The organism is Verrucomicrobium sp. BvORR106, assembly GCF_000739655.1.
Taxonomy (GTDB): Bacteria; Verrucomicrobiota; Verrucomicrobiia; order Verrucomicrobiales; family Verrucomicrobiaceae; genus Verrucomicrobium.
Window position 1 is genome coordinate 118727 of the sequence record NZ_BATR01000096.1, and the last position, 20012, is coordinate 138738.

The window sequence follows — 20012 nt, forward strand, 5'->3', positions numbered from 1 at the left end:
CTGTATTTCCTTTTCCCTCTTCCCTTACCTCTTTCCCTCTCCCATCCATGAGCCAGTCCGCTGATTCCATCCGCCAGGCCGCCGTGCTGCTGGAGGCCCTGCCTTACATTCAGAACTTCCGCGGCCAGACCTTCCTCATCAAGGTGGGGGGCAGTGCCATGGAGGAGCAGTCCCTGGTGGACAGCCTGTTGCGTGACATCGTTTTCCTGGAGGCCGTGGGCATCAATCCGGTGCTGGTGCACGGTGGAGGCAAGGCCATTAACAAGGCCATGAAGGATGCGGGTCTGGAAGCCCGCTTCGTGGGCGGTCTGCGCGTTACGGACGAGGCGACCATCAGCATCGTGGAGGAGACCTTGGCCCGCATCATCAACCCCGACCTCGTGGAGCGCATCAAGTCCGCCGGTGGCAAGGCCATCGGTCTGGCGGGAACTACCGTCTTTCGTGGCCAGCGCATGAAGGGCACCGATCCCGCCACCGGCGAGGCCGTGGACATTGGCTATGTGGGCGAGGTCGTGGAATGCGACACTTCGATTGTGGATCTCGCCGTTGCCGGTGAGGTCGTCCCCGTTGTCTCTCCAGTGGCCCGCGAGATCGGTTCCCGCGCCACGCTCAATGTGAACGCCGACATCGCTGCCTGCGCTCTGGCCAAGAAACTCAAGGCCACCAAGCTCATCTTTCTGAGCGATGTGCTGGGGGTGATGCGTGATCCCAAGGACAACAGCACCCTCATTCCTTCCTTGAACCCGGCCGCCATCGACCAGCTTAAAAAGGAAGGCATCATCTCCGGCGGCATGATCCCCAAGGTGGACAGCGCCGTGGACTCCCTGCGCGGCGGTGTGGGCAAGGTGCACATGATTGACGGCCGCATCCCGCACTCCGTCATCCTCGAGTGCTTCACCGACACCGGCATCGGCACGGAAATTGTATTGTAAGACTCCAGACCTGATTCAAGCAACAAACGACGAACCTGACGCACCGATGCACTGCATCGCTGCTCCTTGACCCTCAAACCACCCACCCACTCCCAACCACCCCCACACCTCCAAACGAAAATGTCCCAGAACCTGATCGAAAAGTACGTCATGCCCAACTACGGCCGCTACGACTTCTGGCCGGAGCGAGGTCAGGGCACGTACGTTTGGGATCGGGACGGGCGGAAGTATCTGGACTTCGCGGGTGGGGTGGCGGTGTGCCCGGTGGGGCATTGTCACCCTGAGGTGGTGGAGGCCATTCAGACACAGGCCGCCACGCTGATCCATATCTCCAACTGGTACTGCATTCGCCAGCAGGGCGAGCTCGCCGAGTTGCTGGTGGAGAAAGTCATGGGCATTCCCGGGAAGTGCTTCTTTAGCAACAGCGGGGCGGAGGCTAATGAAGGCCTCATCAAGCTGGCCCGCCGCTTCGGCACCACCCGGCCCAAGGCGGATGGCAGCCCGCGGTTCGAGATCATCACCTGCACCGGTAGCTTCCATGGGCGGACGTTTGCCACTATGACGGCCACGGCTCAGGAGAAGATCCATGGTGGCTTCGGTCCACTCTTGCCGGGCTTCAAGTACATCCCGTTCAATGATGTGGAGGCCCTCAAGGCGGCGGTGAATGAGAACACCATCGGCATTTTGTTCGAGCCTGTCCAGGGCGAGAGCGGGGTGAACGTGGCCACGCCGGAATTCCTCCGCGCCGCCGCAGCCCTGCGGGATCAGCACGATCTGCTGCTCCTGTTGGATGAGGTGCAGTGCGGCCTGGGCCGGACCGGGGAACCCGGCGGCTGGCGCAGCATCATTCCGGGAGATGAGATTCTGCCCGACGCCATCAGCTGGGCCAAGTCTATCGGCTCGGGCTATGCCCTCGGTAGCTTCTGGACCCGTGATCGTGCGATCGGACCTGAGCCGGACGCGGTGCGTCTTTGCAATCTGCTCGGTGCCGGCAGTCATGGCACCACCTATGGCGGATCCCCGCTGGCCTGTGCCACGGGCCTGGCCACGCTCAAGGTCATCCTTCGTGACGGCCTCATCGCCCGCTCCAAGGTGATGGGTGAGCGCATCGTGCAGGAGGTGTCCTCATGGAACCTGCCTGCCCTCACCGCCACCCGTGGATTCGGCTTCATGCTCGGGTTCGAGCTGAACACTGACCTCATCGAGGCGCGTGAGGATTTCAAGGCCTCCGGCAAGCTGCCTTCCATCTGGGTGACCAAGCTTCTCATGGATGCTGGCCTGCTGGTCGTGCCCGCTGGACCCAAGGTCATTCGCTGGCTCGCCCCCATGAATACGTCCGACGCCGAGGCGCAGGAGGGCCTCAGCATCATGAAATCCGTCCTCTCCGCTCTCGCCTGATCCCGCTTCGGCGCGAGATGTGCTCGCACTCCCGCCCCGCATTCCTTTCACCCTTTTCAGCCCTCATCGTCCCATGAAGAACCTGTTGTCCATCGAGGCTCTCACTGCCCAGGAGATCACAGCCATCGTCGAGCTCGGTGCCGACCTTCGCAAGAACCGCGCCGCCACCCCTCAGGTGCTGACAGGCCAGACGTGGGCTCTCATTTTCAACAAGTCCTCCACTCGCACCCGCGTCAGTTTTGAGGTCGGTATTCGCGAGCTCGGCGGCAGCGTCATGTTCCTGAGCGGGGCTGACACCCAGCTCGGCCGGGGAGAGCCGGTGAAGGATACGGCTCGTGTCCTGGGGCGCATGGTGCATGGGGCGGTCATCCGCACCTATGCCCAGGCAGATGTGGAGCAGTTCGCGGAATACAGCCACCTGCCTACTATCAACGCCCTCACCGATGAGGAGCACCCGTGCCAGATCCTGGCCGATCTTCAGGTCATGCACGAGCGCCTCGGCGGATGGCAGGGGAAGAAAGTCTGCTTCCTGGGTGACGGCGACTGCAACGTGGCCCGCTCCTGGATGTGGGCCGCAGCCCGGCTCGGCTTTGATCTCGCCATCGGCGCGCCCAAGGCCTTCCAGCCCCCAGCGGAGTTCATGGAAAAACTTGGCACTGACAAGGTCGTGCTGGAGGAAGATCCTGCCAAGGCCGTTGCGGGTGCCGATGTCGTGTACACCGACGTCTGGGTGAGCATGGGCAAGGAAGAGGAAAGCGCCCAACGCATCGAGATCCTCAAGCCCTACCAGATCAATGCCGGCCTCATGCAGCATGCGGCCAAAGATGCCATCGTCATGCACTGCCTGCCTGCTTATCGCGAGAAGGAAATCACCGACGAAGTTCTGGAGCAGCACGCTGATGTGATCTTCCACGAGGCAGAAAACCGACTGCATGTGCAGAAGGCGATCATTTGCTGGATGGCGCGGGGAGAGGGATAAGGGAGAGAGGGAAAAGGGGAAAGGGAAGAGGGATAAGGTGGGAGCTTGGGCCCCATGGGGATCTGCGCGTGCGTCAGTAAAGGGAGCGAGGGACATTCCTGTCCCGGTTCTGGCCAAGCGTCCCATGAGGTTGCTTGGTTAGATGGTCTCCATATGTCCCAGTGCGCTACGTTAGTTATCGCTCGCTGAGGTCACCCGCTGGAACGTCCCACGGGTCCGGGACTGGAAAGTCCCTGCCTCCTTTTGCTGAGCGGCCAAGGTGGGCGATAAGGGGGCGCTGTGATGCTCCGCTGTTCGACCTCTTAGGTTCGAGGTGCTCACAAGATCCGCCAAAGCGGTGTTGAGCCACACGCACTCCAAGACGCTTCGCGTTTTTGAGGGCGAACTCCGAGTCTGGGCCTGTCCCGGTTCGAGGCAGCGTCTTGGAGTGCTGGCGGCTTGACGCCGCTTTCGCCAGCAGGTTCGACCTACAGTAAACTTATGACCCTCAACAGGACTGCAGTCCAAAGTAGTCACAGGCTTCAGCCTGTTCAGGCGCGATAACCACGTCAACGCCGCCAGGCTAAAGCCTAGCACTACCTTCCGCATTCCCTACGCCTTCTCGTAGTCAATCTCCATAAACTCCGCCACCTCCTTCAGCCACCGCTCCTGCACAAACTTCACGTGCTCGGGGTGCTCATTGTATCCTGCGTAGGCCGCGGCATTGGCGAACTCCATGGACAGGCCGAAGGTGTAGGGATTCTTTGGGCTGACTTGACGCAGGGTCTCGAACTTCTCCACGCCGGGGATGGCGGCGAGCTCTCCAGCGGCTTTCAGAAAGTCCTGCTCCTCTGCGGAACCGGTGGCATGCTTCAAACGAAAAACGACGGTGTGACGAATCATAGGGGATTCAGCTTTGCGATGAATGGATGAAATAAACAAGCCAGGCTATGGCTTCTTCGCGCTGTCGGTCTCGGCAGCTCCCACAGGAACTGGTGCTGGCCACATGTCCCGAATGGACTGGACCGTGCGGTCCACCAGGATCTGGCCACCCTCAGGGCCCACTTTGTTCGTGTGGGGAAGACCGCTGTAGCTGCCACCTTCGATCGCCTCGGGCGTGGGCAGATACTGCCCTGAGCCGCAGGCGAGCTGGATCAAGAAGGTCTGCAGCGCCGGGCTGCGGGATTTCATCTGGATGCCATAGTTCAGATACAGTTCGAAGGGATTGGTGGCGATGGCCACATCGCCCAGGCGGAGCGTGTGCAGTTCCATCTCGTAGTTTGGCGCCTTGTCGCCGACCTCGGCCCGTCGCACCACCTCGCGTTCGCGCTCCAGCATGTTCAGCAGGTAGGGGTTCAAGTTCCCCATGTTTTCGTACTGCATGATCTGCATCTGGGCCTGCTCCTTCTCCCGCGGCAGGATGCGCCTCGGGGGCAGGGAGAGGGCTTCCACCTGGTGCTGGAAGGGTGGGGTGGTGGTTATTTCCTTGCGGGCAATCTCCACTGTGTCCATCACGGCGGCCGTCAACCGGCGGGCGATCTCCTCCTTGCTGGTCAGGCCGCGGAGCTTGCGCATGCGTTCCTCAGCCTGCTTGCGGAACATGAGGTGCGGGCTCTGATCTCCCGCGGCGCTGATCCAGCCGAGGATGGTGAGGTTGGGCACCTGCAATTCCTTGCGCAACTGCTCGCGGGCTTCATGCCAGAAGTCGGCATTGATCGCCTTGCGGCTTTCCACCTCCTGCGCAGGGCAGGCCAGGTTCACGGCCAGCGCCTGCAGTTCCTGTTTCGCATTCCAGAAGAAGAGCATCTCCACGCCATGGTCTTCGCCGCCCTCCAGGCCGCGGAAACGGGCGTCATTGGTGTTGCCGTACATTTGGGCGCGTCCGTCGGCGTACACTGCGCGGCGGTTCTGGCCGACGACGGCGTGACCCAGGGTCCAGCTCACGCCACCGGGAGCCCGGTTCTTCCAGGCCTGCTCTGCCGCTGCCACCAGCCGGGTCAGCAGGAATGCGGTGTACTCATCCGGTTGCATCACCCCTTCCTTGGGTATCTCATAGCGATTCGGAGCCTTCTCCAGTTCCAGTGTCACCGGCGCCGTGTGCGTATGGGTGGCATTCAGAAAGAGTTTCTTCAGGTCCAGTCCGGGAAGCTTGCCAGCTAGGTTCATGCGCAGACGGTCCTGGAGGCCGTCCCGAATCGCCACCAGATCACAGGTGATGATCAACGCCTGATCCACCGGCTTGTCGCCTTCCCTGGACTCGATGGCCAGGGCTGCGGCCACGATGGGGGTCTCGGCCTTCTGGGAGATGCGGGTGTTGAACTGTCCCGCCAGCGCCACGGGCCGGTCAGGAGTAATGTCCACCGTGGCATGGCCAATGTGCAGCTCCGCGGCGCGGAGGGTTCCGGTTGCGAACAAGAGGCCGGTCAGCGCCAGAGGCAGGGACGGGCGGCGGAGTACGAGGTTACAGATGGAGTGAAGCATGGCGTGGGGCGTGAGTGAAGGGGGGCGAGGATTCAAGCCGTTACTTGGGCACTTTCAGATAGGCGATGAGGTCGGCGAGAGACTGTGGAGTCAGTAGAGCCTCCAGTCCGTCGGGCATGAGGGAGACATTCGCACTCTGCAGGCGTTTCAGGCCGCTGCGGAGGACGGTGCGGCTGCTCCCATCGGCAAGGCGGAGCGTCAGGCTGTCGCCCGCCTCGGTGGTGATCGCCCCGTAGAGCTGGGTGCCGTCATTGAGTTCACAGAAATAAGCGGTGAATCCGGGCTCGATGTTCGCACTGGGATCCAGGATGGATGCGAAGAGCTTGTCTGCCGGATGTTGCACGACGGTGCGCAAATCAGGGCCCACAGCCAATCCCACGCCGTCCAGTTGATGACAGGCCACGCAGGCTTGGGCGAAAGTCTGACGGCCGCGCGTGGCGTCACCGGGCAGAGTCAACGCGGGGCGGAAGGTGTCCAATACCTTCTGGCGAGAGGAGGGAGCGCCCAACAGGGCGGCTGCCCGCTCGCGTAGCTTCTTGTCCGGATGCTTGAGCAGGCGGGACTGGCGTTGCACATCCAGACCGCCCAAGGCAATGCGCTTGTCCGCCACGGCATCTAGCAGCCGTCCTGTTGACTCGGGACGGTCCAGCAGTAGGTCCACGACGGCCTCACGTTGCGCAGGACTGTAGCGTGTCCATCGCTCAAGCAGTGGCGTGGATGCGGCATTGCCAGCAGCACCCCGCAATGCTGTCGTGGCTGCTTTGAAATTGCCCAGCTCCTGCTCTGGAACGACGACGCTGACAAGCACGCTCGTCGCCCAGGAGGGATCAGCATCGTACGCCATGAGCGCTGTGGCTGCAGACACCCTGATGCTGGCGGGACGGCTGGCGTCCTCCCCCATGGACCGAATCTTCTGCACGGCCTCCTTCTCCTGCGCGAGCAACGTCTGCGCAATTTCGGTTGGGCCACCACTGGCTGCGGCCTTGGCGACATTTCCCAGGACGATGGCCTCCAGTGTGGTGGCCGGTTGTTTCTTCTTCAGGGCTTGCCAGAGCTGGGTTGCTCCCTCGATGCTGCTTGAGGTCAGTTTGGGATCCATGTCCTGCAGCGTGCCTTCGAACAAGGGCTGCGCCAGCAAAGCCAAGGCAGTGCCATCTCCAACACCCACCGCTGTTTGCAGGATGCCAGCCTTCAGCGGAGCGGGTAGACTATGGTCTGTTGAAGCCTGGGCCAAAGTTGCCAGATGGGGCAGAGCGGCACTCAGGATGGCACCCTGGAGCAGCGGATCATTCTGCGAAGCCTTGGCCAGAGTCACCATGGCCTTCGCGCCAGCGGGGGTGGTCCAGCCGTCAAGGGCTGTGGCCAGGTGCAACCGGACTTTTGCATCCTCATCATTGGCGAGGGCGCAAGCCGCAGAGATAACCTCCTGCTCCCGCCTCCCAGCCGCCATCTGTACCGCATTCTCTCTCACTGCGGCTGCGGGGTCCTGGAGAGCTTGCATCAACGACTTGGGTTCCAGTGCCCCTTTTTCATGCAAGATCCAAAGCGCATGCACCCGGGCCCGTGGGGACCGCGATTCACGCGCCAGCTGATTCAGCACGGGCAGTGCAGATTGATCCTGGCTCCAAACCAGCAACATGTGCGCCTTGTCCCGCCGCCAGGCGTTGCTGCTCTCCAGTGCGGTCACCAGGTCCTTGGGCGCTGCCTTCTCCAGTGCCACCTTTTCCGTGGAGGGCGCACGATCCTTTGCAAAGACGCGGTAGATGCGGCCCTTGTCATCCCCTTTGCGGTAGTGGGGCAGGAGCGCGTTCTTTCCTGAATCCGGTAGCCACTGGGGGTGCTCGATCATGTAGCGGTACATGTCCGCCACCCAGAGGGCTCCGTCCGGTCCGGTTCGCACCATCACTGGTCGGCACCAGCGGTCTTCACTGGCAAAGAAGTCGTGCTTGCCTGCCATCATCTGCCGGGCCTTGAAGCTGGAGCCGTCGGAGGTGAGTTCGAGATGCTGCACGAGGTTGTGGAACGGCTCGCACACCATGGCGTGCTCGATGCCGGGGGAGGTGGGGCCCATCAACCGCTCGTCTCCAATAATCATGACTGAGCATGCGGAAGTGAAGCGACCGGCCTGGTCAAAGCTGTGAAAGCGCTGCTCCGGGGAGCTCACGGGGTATACGCGGGCGTTGGGCTCCGTCAGCAGCACCTTGGGGGAAGGTGGCGCCACGTGCGGATTGCGCCGCAAGTGGCGGTCCTCTAGGGCGTAGTGCCAGATGGGATGGCTGTTTTGGACCCCGAACCAGCGGCCCCAATCATCACGATTGCGTCCGAACTGGGCAGGGCCGCTCAAGGGTTCCAGTTCGCCGGTGTCGGGCTTGAACCGGAAGTCACGGCTGCCCAGGGCGACGCGTTTGCCCGTCTTGGAGGAGGTGATCTGCACTTCCTTCCCGTAGGCTGGCGTGTGACCGCCGTTGGCGCAGTAGACCCAGTTGTCCAGACCCCAGCGCAGTCCATTGACGCGCAGTTGCTGGTTGCCCTCCTGAAATCCGGTGAGCAGGACGGTGCGCCCGCCATCGTCCACCTTGCCATCGCCATTCTCATCACGAAGGAACAGCACATCGGGTGCAGCGGTGATGAGGCAGCCATCCCGCCAGGTGAGAATACCGGTGGGGAAGCGCAGGCCGTCTGCAAAGAGCGTGGCCTTGTCATAGCGTGAGTCGCCATCGGTATCTTCCAGGATGCGGACTCTCCCGCCCGGCTGGCCTTTGCCATCAATGCCCAGCGGGTAGTCTGCCATTTCCACCACCCAGAGCCGTCCTCTGGCATCCCAGTCAAAGGCCACCGGGTCCAGCACCTGCGGTTCGGCTGCGGCCAGAGCCACCGTGAAACCTTCTGGCACGTGGATGCGTCTTAGCGATTCTTCAGGGCTCAAGGGGGGCGTGCCTTCGGCGGATGCCGGAGCGGGTGTTGGCGCAGTTTCGTTTGCTGGTGCCGTTGCTGCCGACGGAGGAGTCTGACCAGAGATTTTGTAGCGGCTGGCTATTTCCTCACCCGTGAGTGCTCTCGCGTACGCAGCGGCCTCGTCCACTTTCCCTTCCAGCGTGGCGAAGCGGTCGCAACGGCCTCCCAAGAACAGTTCGCTGGGGCCTTCAGGAAGGGTGGAGGGCAATTCACCCTCGATCTCGGGAACCGGGTTGCCATTCAGATGGACCCGCACGCGATCTCCGTCCCGCACCATGACCACCTGGTGCCAGGCCCGCAGCGCCAGTCGCGTGGAGCCGCGCAGAAGTTGTTTCCTCTGGTTGCCGTTGTAAACAATCAGCCGACCTGCCGAGTCCTTGTCCACGGTGCCGCCGATCCCCACATGATCTCCTGCGCACTGGGCGTCTCCATCCTTCCCGCGGGAGAACAGGTAGCCCGTCACGGGGCGGGCATTATCTGGCAGACCGTTCCAGAACCACATCTCCACTGAGTAGGCCTTTGGCGGGGCAGGCAGCAGCGCCCGCACGCGTCCGCCGGCGAGGTGGATGGACCGGTTGATCTCTCCGCCTGAGAATCCCGCTCCCTCTGGTCCGGGAAGGTAGAGAGCCACGCCGTTCTCCATGGTGGCATCCAGTTCCATCTTGCCTTGCTCCTCCCGGGCATCGGGGAGCTGGGCTTCCTCCATGCGCCAGTAGCCCACCGGTCCGGCTGCCAGCACGGCCTTGGCGTAGGCACCGGCGGGATGTTTCATCGAACGCCTTTTGCTCCCGCCCGCCTCCTCCAGGGCATCCAGCAGGTTCTCCACGATCCGCGGCTCGGCCTGCACCTCCAGCCCTGCGGTGCGGGCGGGCCATGTGGTGTAGCCGCCTAGAAAATGCTGCTCTGGCGGTGGGATGTATCCCTCTGCGCCATTGGCCAGGCTGATGTTGAAGTGAGCCCCCAGTGGTGCTTGTTCCCTCAACTTCAGCCCGGTGAGGGCAAAGACCTCGTTGGGAAGGGCGGCCAGCGTCAGGTCGCCAATCCGCCACGCCTGCAGGATGAGCTCGGTCCTTTGTTTCTCGTGCAGATAGAGCGCCTCCTTCGCATAGATCTCAGGCTTGCTCTGCGGGAGGCGATCGCCCAGGGGTGCCACGATCTGGCGGGCCCAGGCCAGCCGGTCGCCATCCGGCGTGCGGTAATGCAGTGGCAGGCGGGTCTCCACCACCTTGAGCGGGACGTGATCCTGATACTTCACTTTGCTCAGGGCTTCTGCGGCACGCCCTGCGACCTCTTCCGCATATTGGGCCATGCTGACGTTTTTCGCGGGCTTGGCGTAGTCCTTCCACATGAGGTCTCCGCTGGTGCCCTGGGTCATCATGGCGACGAAGGGGCCTTCACCCGACGGCTGGCCCAGGCGTTTCGCCAGCTCGCGGCAGAACAACCCATAGTAGTCGGCAGAGACGGCGGTGGCACCAAAGTAGTGCTGAGAGTAGTTGGCTAGTACCGCGAGCGGTTTGCCACCGGGCGTCTGCACGGACACCACGCTCAACTGGGGATCCACCGGACCGGAGGGGCCCACATGCTGGGGGCTCTCGTGACCGGGGTGCATCATGGCCCGGACTGTGGGCTGGCCAAAGGGATCGGTGGGTACCCGGTCGGGGCGATAGATCCAGCGCCGGTTATGGGTGTGATCCCAATCGTCCACGGAGGACCAGCCGATCCTGGCCGGCTGGAGGGCTTTCACTGCGGCCGTCAGCGCCTCGCTGATTTTTCCTGGCAGCCAGGCCGCGTACTCAGGATCTTCCCGGCTGCCCAGGCAGCCCAGGGCGGAAGGGGCGCTGTGCGTATGCGTGGCGCTCACCAGCATGCGGTGCGTGGGGATGCCCGTCTCCTTGGAGGCTTGTGCTTTCGCCTTGTCGATCAGTTCCCGCGACATCATGCAGGTGTCCACCACGCAGATCACTGCTTGCACGGTGCCGTCATCCAGCGCCAATGCGCGGGCGTGCAGGCGGTCGTTCGCCTGTTGGGCCAGACGCTCTGTGAAGTTCCCGTTCACCCGCACGGGGAACTTCTGCGGTGTGATGTCCACTGCCACGGCTCCGGCACGAAAGGCGGGTGCGGGACTCAGGGGAGCGGCTGCCCGGACGGTGGGGCATGCCAACAGTGCCATCATGGGCAAGGTGAGAGGGGCCAGTTTCATGAGAGAGCGGGGAGGCTGTCTGGTGAGGGAAGTGACTCAGTTGCGGGTGGATCTCTTGCGGGCCACTCGCTTCTTGGGTGGGAGCGCCAGTTCATCCAGGGTGGTGTCCAGGTGTCGACGCATGGCTGTTTCCGCGGCCTCCGCATCACGGGCCAGCACGGCTTGGAGAATGATGCCATGCTCCACGATGGCGGACTCAGTGGTCACCCGGCTGTAGCCGCGGGATAGGCTGGCTTTGAGTAGATCCGTCAAAGACAGGAGCATCATGGCGGAAACTTGATTCCCCGAGGCCGCAGCCAGCGCATGATGAAAGGCCATGTCGGCCTCGATCGCGGCCTTCAAGGTCTCGGCAGTAGCGAGGCGGTCGTACACCTCCTGCAGGTGGGTTCGTTGTTCTGGCGTGGCGTTCAGCGCCGCCAGTCGGGCGTGTTCCGGCTCCAACATCAGGCGCACCTGCACGAGTTGGCGCAGACGCTCCTGGGCATCGGGGACGAGGAGCTCCACCGCCTGGGTCAGGGGCTTGTGCAGATTGTCCGTGGAACGCATCCCCACACCCTGGCGAACCTCCAGCAGGCCCTGCGTCTCCAGGCGCTTCACCGCCTCTCGTACCACACTGCGGCTGACGCCAAGCTGCTCCGAAAGGGCCTGCACCGCGGGCAAGCGACGTCCTCCCTCTGCATCCTCCCCGCGCGTCAGCTCCGCCAGGCGGGTGGCCACTTTCTCCACCAGCGACGGCGACCGGGAAATGGCGGTGATTTTCATGGAAGCGGGGTCGGGGGCAGGTGGGGAATAAGGGTGATCATCTGATGGTCTGACCAGTTGAGGGGGCGGAGGATACGAGGAGGTGGGAGGGAGTCTTTCAGCCTATGGAGGCAGAGACGCCAGACTGCCAGACGCCAGACATCAGACTTGAGCTGACGCCTTAGAGGGCGCGGATGACGCGGCGAATCAGTAAAAGGAGTGAGGGACATTCTTGTCCTGGTTCGGCGCAAGCGTCCGATGATGTGGATTCATCATTCGATGGTCCATGACCAGGCGAAGGCGGCGTCAAGCCGCCGACACTCCAAGACGCTGGCGCGCGGCTGGGAGGGCAATTGTAGAGTGCCCATCAACTGATGGCTGGGTGTTCTCCAGGGTGTCCAGTTGCGCGAAGCGTTTTCGGAGTACGGCGGCTTGACACCGTTTTCGCCTGCGGGTGCGGGTTGCCAATAGCTGAGAGCAGCAACGGACCTTGACCGAACTGTCCAGGCGCCAGCTCAAGTCTGGCGTCTGGTGTCTTCCAGTCTTCTGTCTCCCGCGAAGCGGATCACCAATGCGCGGCGATCTTCTTTTTCAAGAACGCGACACTGCGCTCGAGTTGATCCATCCCTTCGATGCCGTCTTCGATGCTGATCCAGCCATTGAATCCTTTGCTCTTCAGTTCGGTGAAGATCGCGTCGTAGTCGTTCAACCCTTTGCCGATCTCGCCGTGGCGCAGGCGTTTGGCGTAGCCGGCGGAGCCGCCTTCTTCCTTGCGCAGATCTTCAATGGTACCCTCAATCAGGTAGCGATCACTGGCGTGCATGGTCACCACACGGTGGGACACGCGGCGTAGGAGTTCGAGGGGATCTTCTCCGGCGAGGTAGGTGTTGCTGGGATCGTAGTTCACACCAAAGGATGGGTGGTTGATGCGATCCACCAGCTTGCAGAAGACATCCATCTTCTGGGCAAACTCCGGGTAGTCCCAGAAGTCGTCCTTGTAATGATTCTCGATGATCAAGGTGATGCCGCGCTCCTGAGCATAGGGCAGGCAGGCCTCGATGCAGTCGGCGGCCAGGCTGACGCCCTGGTCCATGGTCAATTCCGGGCGACGCTGGCCCGAGAGCACCCGGCAGTATGAGCCGCCCAAGGCGTGAGTCATGTCGATCCAGCCCTTCTGTTTCACAATCTGCGCTTCACGAAAGGCGGCATCAGGGTGGGTGAAGTCCGGTGAGCAACACATCATGGGGATCACTAGGCCGAGGTCCTCCACCTGCTTGCGGAATCCCGCCCAGTTGCGCTCATCCGCCATTTCCAGGAACCCGGCGTACCATTCGAGACCCTGGACGTCCAGTTTGGAGGCGAGGCCAATCCACTCAGACAGTTTCATCGATCCGTCTTTGCAGAGTGCCTGCATGAAGGCCTTGGGGAATGCGGCGAGTTTGGGCATGGGAGGAAAAGGAAAATTAGGAATGATGAATGAGGAAGTCGGAATGGGCTGAAACCACCACTTACCTCTTACTGCTTACCGCTCACCGGGATGGTTGAGGAGTCTTTGGGTGGGTTTCGGCCGATGAAGGGATGTTGCTCCAGGTCCACGACCTGACCGCTGATAGGACCGCTTTCATCGGCCAGCCAGTACACCGCCGCGACGGCGATCTCGTCTGGCCAGAGGATGCGGCCCGCAGGAGCGTAAACACGTGGTACGTGAGTGTACCAGTCCTCTGGCAGGCCGTGTTCCTTCTTGCGCTGGGCCTCGTTTTCGGTGAGCACCCAGCCGGGGTTGATCTGGTTCACGCGCACATGATCTTCGCGCATGAGAGTGTCTCCGAGGTTGCGGGTGAGCGTCATGAGAGCGCCCTTGGAAATGCTGTACGGCAGGAGATTGGGCTCGCCGCTCCAGGCGTTCACGGAGCCGATGTTCAGCACCGCTCCCCGTGTTGCCCGGAGTTGGGAGAGTGCGGCCTTGATCAAAGCAAATGGGGCGACCGTGTTGACCTCCATCATCTTGCGGAAGAAGGCAAGGTCAGTGGTGTGGATGTTGGAGGCCACGACCATCGCGGCGTTGTTCACCACTGCGTCCAGTTTGCCAAAGCTCTTCACTGCCAGTTCCACGAGGCGTTCCGGGGCGCCTTCCGTCGTGAGATCTTCGATGTGCAGCGTGGCATTCTCTGCGCCCAGTTCCTCAATCACCTGTGCGCCCAGATCCGCTTCCAGTCCGTGGATCACCACCTTCGCGCCTTCGGTGACAAACCGCTTGGCCATTGCCTTGCCAATACCGGTGCAACTTCCTGTGACGATGATGACTTTGTCTTTGAGGCGCATGGGTTGAATGCAGTGAAAAGTTTAGAGTAAAAAGTGATAAGTGGGTTCCGAAGCGGAGATCTTACTAGAGTGACGCCCTTAGGCGGAACACTGCAGATGACTACGCCGCATCAGTGAACGGCCCTGCGTTTGCGGTGGCGAGAGTCTCCCGCACTTTCTGGCCATCCAGTTCTGCAACGTTGGTGCTGTTCTTCAAGCTCAGGGCTGCGGCGCAGCCGGCGGCTTCGCCGAGGGCCATGGCAGTGACGGTGACGCGGGTGGAGGCGTGAGCGCCGCGGGTGGCGGAGTGGCAACGGCCAGCCACGAGGAGGTTCTCGATCTTCTGGGGGACTAGAGAACGATAGGGGATGTCGTAGGGGCCGGGCTGAACTTTCTCGGGCTTGAAGTCGTTGGCACTGCCTAAGGTGGTCTTGTTGGGGTGCAGGTCCAGATACCAACAACCGGTGGCGATGGCGTCCGGGAAGCGGCGGCCGCCCATGATCTCCTTTTCATTCAGCACGTGCTGGCCAATGAGCCGGCGGGACTCGCGCACCCCGATCCAAGGATAGGCTTCGAGGAAATAGGAATCTGCAAAGGCTGGGATGTCGCGCTTCCAGGCCTTGTGCATGGCCAGGGCGTCAGCGCGTCCCTGCATTTCTGCGCGGGAGAGGTCGGCGGCGTCGGTGGGATTGGCGGGGACGCGGATGCCGTGAATGTAGACCTCGTCCTTGCCGAAGAGGAACATCACTCCGGGGCCATAGAAGTAGGGGAGTTCGCCCTGAGCCTGGGCTTTCACCAGGGACTCGCGGCACAGTCCGCCGATGCCCTTGACGGGCTTCACCCCGCCGATCCGGAAGTGCAGGGTCAGCGGCTGCACCTCCGCGCTCTGCTCCGTCGGGGCTCCCGCCCAGGCGGCCACGTCGGCGTCGCCCGTGCAATCAATCACCACCTTGGGGCGCACCGTTACCAGACCGTCTTTGTTCGCGATGGTCACGCTGTTGATCCTGCCGTTGGAGGAGTCGGTAGCGCAGGCGAAGGAGTTGTACAACACCGTGAGCCGGTCCTTCTGCGCCTGCAGTTCCCGGTCCAGTAGTGCCTTGAACTCAAACGTGTTGGGGATCGTCGGGTTGTGTGGCTTGATCACCTGGGCGTCAGGGGCGCACACTCCGGTCTTGGACAGCAGCTCCAGGGCGATGCCCTTCACCACCACGCGGTGGTCGCCAATATTGGAAATGCCATCGAAATAGGGCAACCCTACGCTGGTGATGATCCCGCCCGCAAAGGGCGCCTTCTCCACCAGCAGGGTTCTTGCGCCATGTCGCGCAGCGCTCAGGGCCGCCGCGGTGCCGGCACAGCCACCACCACATACCAGCACGTCCGTTTCAATGGTCTTGCGACCTGTGCCTGCGCCGGCACCAGTACCCTCTGCCGCCAGCAATGGCCCCGCCATCGTAGCCGCCACGGAGGAGGCTACAAATGTCCGTCGTGTGTTCATGATGAAATGGCTGACCGTGTTTCAATCTGCCCAGATGAATGGCTCTACATTGGGAGTCTCCCGCGCTCTCTCTTCACCGTGCTCACGTTCCCAAATGGTCGCTTGCATTCGCCATTCGTTCAGGGCTGCCAGATCCACATCTGGTTCATCCCAATTCGGCGAGTCGGTCGGCAACTCCAGGTCAAGAATGCTGCTGTTCATAGTTCAAGAAGGACTTTGAGCTTATCGAAGATATGAGGCGGAGCGTATCGATCGCAGAGGGCTTTCACTTCCTGCAGCGTTACCGATCCTGGGTTCTTCTCAACCAACGCTGCAATGTCGTTCAGATCTTTCCTGGTCCGTCCGGGATTGTTTTTCAAAGCGTGAAGCTTCAACGCAATGAAGCTGGCTACTGACGGACAGGTGACTTCAACGCCTTGAAACGAGTGGGTGATGGAATCGGACGACAGCTTGGCAAAAGTGCTGGAGTTCACCAGCATCACATCAATGGGAAGGAACTTGGCATCCGTGGGGTGCCAATAGCGGAGAAATGCCGGGGTCTTGTCGTGCTGGACATAGCCCAATAGGGAAACAATCTCGTGCACCACCTCAGCTTCGTCGCTCGCAATCAAGATATCCAGATCGCGTGTGTCCCGGTGATAGTGGTGCGCATCCAGACCATAGCCGCCAATGAGATGAAAACGAAGTTTTCCCTCGTCTTGGGCAGAAGCCAGAGATTGGATCACAAGTTGAAGCATGGCCAACTATACAGCGCTTAAACAGGCTTCAGTACAGATTTTACGACCTCGCCGCTGTGCATCTTCTCGAAGGCTTCGTGCCACTCGGTCACCCGCCAGACGCCGCCGATGATGGGTTTGACGTCCAGTTGACCGCCCGCTAGCAGGGCGATGACTCGCTCCCACACTGGCCAGTTGTGGCTGAAGCTGCCTTGCAGCGTGACGTTCTTCTGCACGAGGGGGTCGATGGAGAAGCCCAGCGGTTGCGGGCCCCAGCCCACCTTGGTGATCCAGCCATTGGGACGTACCAGTTGCAGCGCGATCTTCAGCGTGACGCTGGAGCCGGCGGCATCGATCACACAATCTGCACCCAGACCATCGCGCCGCTTGGCCCATTCCGTGGCATCGCCGATGATGCCTTCACAACCGTACAGCTTGGCGATCTCCAGACGCTGACGATCGTTCTCCAGGCCGACCAAGGCCACCTCGGCGCCGCACAGGCGGGCCACTGCGGCGCACAGAATGCCGATGGTACCAGGGCCAAGGACGATGACGCGATCTCCAGGCTTCAGTCGGCTGTTCTCCACTACAGCATTGTAGGCCACACAGCAGGGCTCCGTGAGGCAGGCTTGTTCAAAGGCCAGCTTGTCCGGTACGCGATGCAGGCAGCGGGAAGGCACGCGCACAAAGCGGGTCATCGCGCCATTCACGCCGTAGCCAAAGCCTTTGCGCGTGGGGTCCAGATTGTACAACCCCTGGCGGCTCATGGGATTGTTGATGTCGATCACCGCTGCGGTCTCGCTCACCACGCGGTCACCTTCCTTCCAGTTGATCACGTTCTTGCCGGTCTCCACAATGTGGCCGCCAAACTCATGACCCAGTACCACCGGGTAGTTCACCGGCCAGCTGTGGTCAGCCGTCCATTGATGCAGGTCACTGCCGCAGACGCCGACATTGGCGACCTCCAGCAGCACGTCGTCGTCCCCAATCTCCGGGGCGAGGATCTCACGAATCTCAACGGACCCCTTCTCCGGGGCATAGTTCACAACAGCAGCGGAAGCAGTTTTCATGGAATGAGGAATGCGGAGTGTTAGGAATCTTCGCGAAGCATTAAGCACTAAACCCGGGAACCACCTGGGAGTGCACCGCCTCACAGATCAGTCGGAGTGATCCTTCGAGGTCGCCGTCGGCCGTCTTGAAGGCGTCTGCGTCCACAGTGAGGGGCGCGCCAAGCACCACGAGCGGGGCACCGTACTGGGGGCACTGGATGGCCTGCTCCAGAGTGAGGCCGCCCACGGCTTGAACGGGGATCTTCACGGCTTGTACCACCTCGCGCAGTTGGTCCAGAGGGCTGGGCATGCGTTGACCGGCGGCGGCAATGCCACGGCGCTCGTCATAGCCGATGTGGTGGATCACGTAGTCACAACCCAGATCTTCCAGCATCTTCGCCCCAGCCACCATATCTGGGCAGCCAAGGTTATCACCCATAACTCTTACGTTGTGATCCCTGCCGGCCTTCACCACGCACTTGATCGTCTCCTCATGAGCCCGGGCCATCACCACCACGTGAGTGGCTCCAGCCTGGGCCATCATCTCAGCTTCCAGATAGCCGCCATCCATGGTCTTCAGGTCGGCCACAATGGGGATGCCGGGGAAGGATGCGCGCAGAGCCCGGACTCCGTGCAATCCTTCTGCCAGGATCAGCGGAGTGCCTGCTTCCAGCCAGTCTACGCCAGCCCGGATCGCCAGAGCCGCGGTCTTGAGCGCTTCGTCAATGTTGGTGAGGTCGAGTGAGATTTGAACGATGGGTTTCATTGGAGAGCAGTGAAAAGTTAAGAGTAAAAAGTGAAAAGTGGGGAAGGGGGCGATGGTTCAGGCTTCTGTGTCCATTCCCAGTTTGTAGTTGAGCTCGCCCCAGTCTTCGATGTGCTGACGCATGGCTTGTCCGGCCTTGTCCGCATCGCGGGCCAGGATGGCGGTGAGGATGGGGCGGTGACCGCGCAGGGCGTGATCGGTCACGGGAATGTCGTGTGCTTGTTGCCAGCGATGAGCTTTGGCCAGCAGGAGTTCAAACTGGGCACGCACGGTCCGCCAGCAGGTGAGGAGTCGTGAGTGGCCGGCAGCCTGCATGATCAGGTCGTGGAAGGCGACATCCAGCCGGCTGATGTTGGTAACGTCCGTCTCCTGCTCCAGGGCCTGCACGTTCTCTTGCAGGGATGCAGCGGTTTCTGCGGTCAGTTTCTGGGCCGCCAGCCGGGCGCTCATGACCTCCAGTGTCTGGCGGAGGGTCACGATTTCCCGCACATCTTCGGCACTGAACTGGCGCACTTGGCAACGTCCACGGTGGTCGAACTCCACGACCCCGTCGTGCTCAAGCTCCACCAAGGCTTCCCGTACGGGCACGCGGCTCACGGCCAGTTGGGCGGCCAGCTTGGGTTCGCTGATGGCACTGCCCTCGGCAATCTGACCAGAGATGATCGCCCGGCGCACTTGGTCCGCCACCTCCTCCGCCAGGGTGAAGCGGCGGACGGGTTGCAGGCCTTGTTCGGGAGCGCTGGCGTCGAGGGAGATCATTAAAATGCGAATTTCTAAACTGTATACAGTATATCTGAGTGGAGTCTACTACAGTCGTCAAGCTCAATTCCATCGGAGGGGGAGGGTGCCGGGCTGGAAGCATCCACGTCATTTGGGCCAAGCGATTCAGCCTGTGACGGTCAGAGACATTTGAAACCCGGTTGAGTATTTTCGCCTGCATTCCCGTCTCACTGGCTGGCACACTTTAAGACTCCATTTCTCTTCCCCCCCATCCTATGAAACCCTTTTCTGCTCCTCTGGTACGCAGCCTCTTCGGCGTACTGGCGGCCCTCATGATTCTGCCAGCCTTGCCTGCGCAGGCGGAGGGGCCGATTGACCACCTGAAGAAACGTCGCCGCCAGATCCACGAAAAAATTGGAGAGATCTTCTTTGGCCTTGGCCGCAAGATTGAAGACGCCGCCGACCGCGTGGAAGGGCGTATGGAACCCGTCCCGCCCCCGCCGCCCGGCTATCGTGGTGGCGGTCGTCCGCCGCATCGCGATGACCCTTATTGGGAAGAAGAGGATCCGAACTGGGAACTGGAACTGCGGTACGAGCAGCGCCGTCAGCCCCGTGGTCCTGGTCTGAGTTACCCTGACGGTACGCCCTACCCAGATGCGGGCATCCGCCGCCCAACCTATCGTGATCGAGATCTTGAGCGCGAACGGGCTCCTCGCGATCCCTACACGCCTTCGCCCTACGATTACAGTGCGCCTCGCAATGAGTACCGTGCTCCGACGGATCGTCGTCCAGATGACTACGGTAGTCGGTCCGCTCCCTTGCCTTCCGAGAGCCCGTTTGGGGATGAACCCAAGTCCGGTGTTCCCTCCGGGTCGGGTTCGATGAAGAAACCCGGGAATGTCAGCCCGACGACTCCGGCCCCCATGCCGGAGCGAAAAGCCGGTGATGCAGGCTCCGTCTCAAATGGTGGCGATGGGGGCCTTCGCTATGGTCGCCCGGTTCCCGGCAAGCAGGGCTTCGTGTATCCGCCTGGAGTGAAGGAAGAGACGAAGAACATGATCGACGTTCGTGACTTCCGCCCGGGCCAGAAAGTGAAGGATCCGCGCACGGGCGAGATCTTCCTGGTGCCTTGACCCGGCTGCGCGGGAGACAGAAGAGCTGAGTTGATCTGACGTTGAGGTTTCGAAGACGCAAGCTGGAGTGTTGCTCCGCTTGCGTCTTTCCTTTTGGGCAAAGCAGTCGCAGTCCCGCATGCGGGACTGTTCAGTCGAGTTGCCTGCGTCAAAGGCATGGCACTACT

Annotated in this window: 16 protein-coding genes; 4 read left to right on the forward strand and 12 right to left on the reverse strand. The window is 61.7% G+C overall.

The features are described from left to right. Positions 1 to 47 precede the first annotated feature (47 nt). From argB to argF, 3 genes are all read left to right on the forward strand, one after another. Positions 48 to 932: an acetylglutamate kinase gene (gene argB / locus BV106_RS16625; protein WP_038166529.1), complete on the forward strand. Its 885-nt coding sequence runs from the start codon at positions 48 to 50 to the stop codon at positions 930 to 932. Positions 933 to 1052: 120 nt separating this feature from the next. Next, positions 1053 to 2330, forward strand: a complete 1278-nt coding sequence (locus BV106_RS16630; RefSeq protein ID WP_038166530.1) for an aminotransferase class III-fold pyridoxal phosphate-dependent enzyme — start codon at positions 1053 to 1055, stop codon at positions 2328 to 2330. A 73-nt stretch (positions 2331 to 2403) separates the two neighbouring features. Then, positions 2404 to 3309: an ornithine carbamoyltransferase gene (gene argF / locus BV106_RS16635; RefSeq protein ID WP_038166531.1), complete on the forward strand. Its 906-nt coding sequence runs from the start codon at positions 2404 to 2406 to the stop codon at positions 3307 to 3309. 591 nt (positions 3310 to 3900) lie between these two features. Here the strand turns inward: argF and BV106_RS16640 are convergent. The 12 genes from BV106_RS16640 to BV106_RS16695 form a co-directional block, all read right to left on the reverse strand. Continuing rightward, entirely contained in the window at positions 3901 to 4191 is a 291-nt protein-coding gene (locus BV106_RS16640) for a Dabb family protein (protein WP_038166532.1), read from the reverse strand. Positions 4192 to 4236: 45 nt separating this feature from the next. Further along, positions 4237 to 5769 (reverse strand): hypothetical protein, encoded by a 1533-nt coding sequence (locus BV106_RS16645; RefSeq protein ID WP_063767946.1) that lies wholly within the window; start codon positions 5767 to 5769, stop codon positions 4237 to 4239. A gap of 40 nt (positions 5770 to 5809) precedes the next feature. After that, positions 5810 to 10924 (reverse strand): PVC-type heme-binding CxxCH protein, encoded by a 5115-nt coding sequence (locus tag BV106_RS16650; protein ID WP_038166534.1) that lies wholly within the window; start codon positions 10922 to 10924, stop codon positions 5810 to 5812. A 36-nt stretch (positions 10925 to 10960) separates the two neighbouring features. Continuing rightward, complete coding sequence (locus tag BV106_RS16655) at positions 10961 to 11686, reverse strand: FadR/GntR family transcriptional regulator (protein ID WP_051945961.1); 726 nt, start codon at positions 11684 to 11686, stop codon at positions 10961 to 10963. A 544-nt stretch (positions 11687 to 12230) separates the two neighbouring features. Then, complete coding sequence (locus BV106_RS16660; protein ID WP_038166537.1) at positions 12231 to 13112, reverse strand: sugar phosphate isomerase/epimerase family protein; 882 nt, start codon at positions 13110 to 13112, stop codon at positions 12231 to 12233. Between the two features lie 68 nt (positions 13113 to 13180). Beyond that, positions 13181 to 13987, reverse strand: coding sequence for an SDR family NAD(P)-dependent oxidoreductase (locus BV106_RS16665; protein WP_038166538.1), 807 nt, complete (start codon positions 13985 to 13987; stop codon positions 13181 to 13183). Between the two features lie 100 nt (positions 13988 to 14087). Beyond that, on the reverse strand, positions 14088 to 15461 hold the full coding sequence (locus BV106_RS16670) for an FAD-dependent oxidoreductase (protein ID WP_265595767.1): 1374 nt from the start codon (positions 15459 to 15461) through the stop codon (positions 14088 to 14090). Between the two features lie 21 nt (positions 15462 to 15482). Then, the gene (locus BV106_RS16675; RefSeq protein WP_038166541.1) at positions 15483 to 15662 is read right to left on the reverse strand and encodes a hypothetical protein; all 180 of its coding nucleotides are present in this window, start codon (positions 15660 to 15662) and stop codon (positions 15483 to 15485) included. After that, positions 15659 to 16198 carry a nucleotidyl transferase AbiEii/AbiGii toxin family protein gene (locus tag BV106_RS16680; protein ID WP_038166542.1) on the reverse strand — a complete coding sequence of 180 codons (540 nt, stop codon included), beginning with the start codon at positions 16196 to 16198 and terminating at the stop codon, positions 15659 to 15661. Before BV106_RS16680 ends, BV106_RS16675 begins: the two co-directional genes overlap by 4 nt. Before the next feature lie 17 nt (positions 16199 to 16215). Next, complete coding sequence (locus BV106_RS16685; RefSeq protein WP_038166543.1) at positions 16216 to 17247, reverse strand: Zn-dependent alcohol dehydrogenase; 1032 nt, start codon at positions 17245 to 17247, stop codon at positions 16216 to 16218. A 40-nt stretch (positions 17248 to 17287) separates the two neighbouring features. Beyond that, positions 17288 to 17992, reverse strand: coding sequence for an orotidine 5'-phosphate decarboxylase / HUMPS family protein (locus tag BV106_RS16690; RefSeq protein ID WP_038166545.1), 705 nt, complete (start codon positions 17990 to 17992; stop codon positions 17288 to 17290). A 57-nt stretch (positions 17993 to 18049) separates the two neighbouring features. Next, the gene (locus BV106_RS16695; protein WP_051945962.1) at positions 18050 to 18751 is read right to left on the reverse strand and encodes a GntR family transcriptional regulator; all 702 of its coding nucleotides are present in this window, start codon (positions 18749 to 18751) and stop codon (positions 18050 to 18052) included. Positions 18752 to 18987: 236 nt separating this feature from the next. Between BV106_RS16695 and BV106_RS16700 the strand changes: the two genes are divergently transcribed. Beyond that, complete coding sequence (locus BV106_RS16700; protein ID WP_038166547.1) at positions 18988 to 19845, forward strand: hypothetical protein; 858 nt, start codon at positions 18988 to 18990, stop codon at positions 19843 to 19845. Positions 19846 to 20012: the final 167 nt, after the last annotated feature.

What these genes read in the sequence shown, in the direction of transcription:
- BV106_RS16650 (WP_038166534.1), bottom strand. Translation starts at nt 10,924, where the DNA reads ATGAAACTGGCCCCTCTCACCTTGCCCATGATGGCACTGTTGGCATGC.
- BV106_RS16685 (WP_038166543.1), bottom strand. Translation starts at nt 17,247, where the DNA reads ATGAAAACTGCTTCCGCTGCTGTTGTGAACTATGCCCCGGAGAAGGGG.
- BV106_RS16640 (WP_038166532.1), bottom strand. Translation starts at nt 4,191, where the DNA reads ATGATTCGTCACACCGTCGTTTTTCGTTTGAAGCATGCCACCGGTTCC.
- argB (WP_038166529.1), top strand. Translation starts at nt 48, where the DNA reads ATGAGCCAGTCCGCTGATTCCATCCGCCAGGCCGCCGTGCTGCTGGAG.
- BV106_RS16655 (WP_051945961.1), bottom strand. Translation starts at nt 11,686, where the DNA reads ATGAAAATCACCGCCATTTCCCGGTCGCCGTCGCTGGTGGAGAAAGTG.
- BV106_RS16645 (WP_063767946.1), bottom strand. Translation starts at nt 5,769, where the DNA reads ATGCTTCACTCCATCTGTAACCTCGTACTCCGCCGCCCGTCCCTGCCT.
- BV106_RS16690 (WP_038166545.1), bottom strand. Translation starts at nt 17,992, where the DNA reads ATGAAACCCATCGTTCAAATCTCACTCGACCTCACCAACATTGACGAA.
- BV106_RS16695 (WP_051945962.1), bottom strand. Translation starts at nt 18,751, where the DNA reads ATGATCTCCCTCGACGCCAGCGCTCCCGAACAAGGCCTGCAACCCGTC.
- BV106_RS16680 (WP_038166542.1), bottom strand. Translation starts at nt 16,198, where the DNA reads ATGCTTCAACTTGTGATCCAATCTCTGGCTTCTGCCCAAGACGAGGGA.
- BV106_RS16665 (WP_038166538.1), bottom strand. Translation starts at nt 13,987, where the DNA reads ATGCGCCTCAAAGACAAAGTCATCATCGTCACAGGAAGTTGCACCGGT.
- BV106_RS16630 (WP_038166530.1), top strand. Translation starts at nt 1,053, where the DNA reads ATGTCCCAGAACCTGATCGAAAAGTACGTCATGCCCAACTACGGCCGC.
- BV106_RS16700 (WP_038166547.1), top strand. Translation starts at nt 18,988, where the DNA reads ATGAAACCCTTTTCTGCTCCTCTGGTACGCAGCCTCTTCGGCGTACTG.
- argF (WP_038166531.1), top strand. Translation starts at nt 2,404, where the DNA reads ATGAAGAACCTGTTGTCCATCGAGGCTCTCACTGCCCAGGAGATCACA.
- BV106_RS16675 (WP_038166541.1), bottom strand. Translation starts at nt 15,662, where the DNA reads ATGAACAGCAGCATTCTTGACCTGGAGTTGCCGACCGACTCGCCGAAT.
- BV106_RS16660 (WP_038166537.1), bottom strand. Translation starts at nt 13,112, where the DNA reads ATGCCCAAACTCGCCGCATTCCCCAAGGCCTTCATGCAGGCACTCTGC.
- BV106_RS16670 (WP_265595767.1), bottom strand. Translation starts at nt 15,461, where the DNA reads ATGAACACACGACGGACATTTGTAGCCTCCTCCGTGGCGGCTACGATG.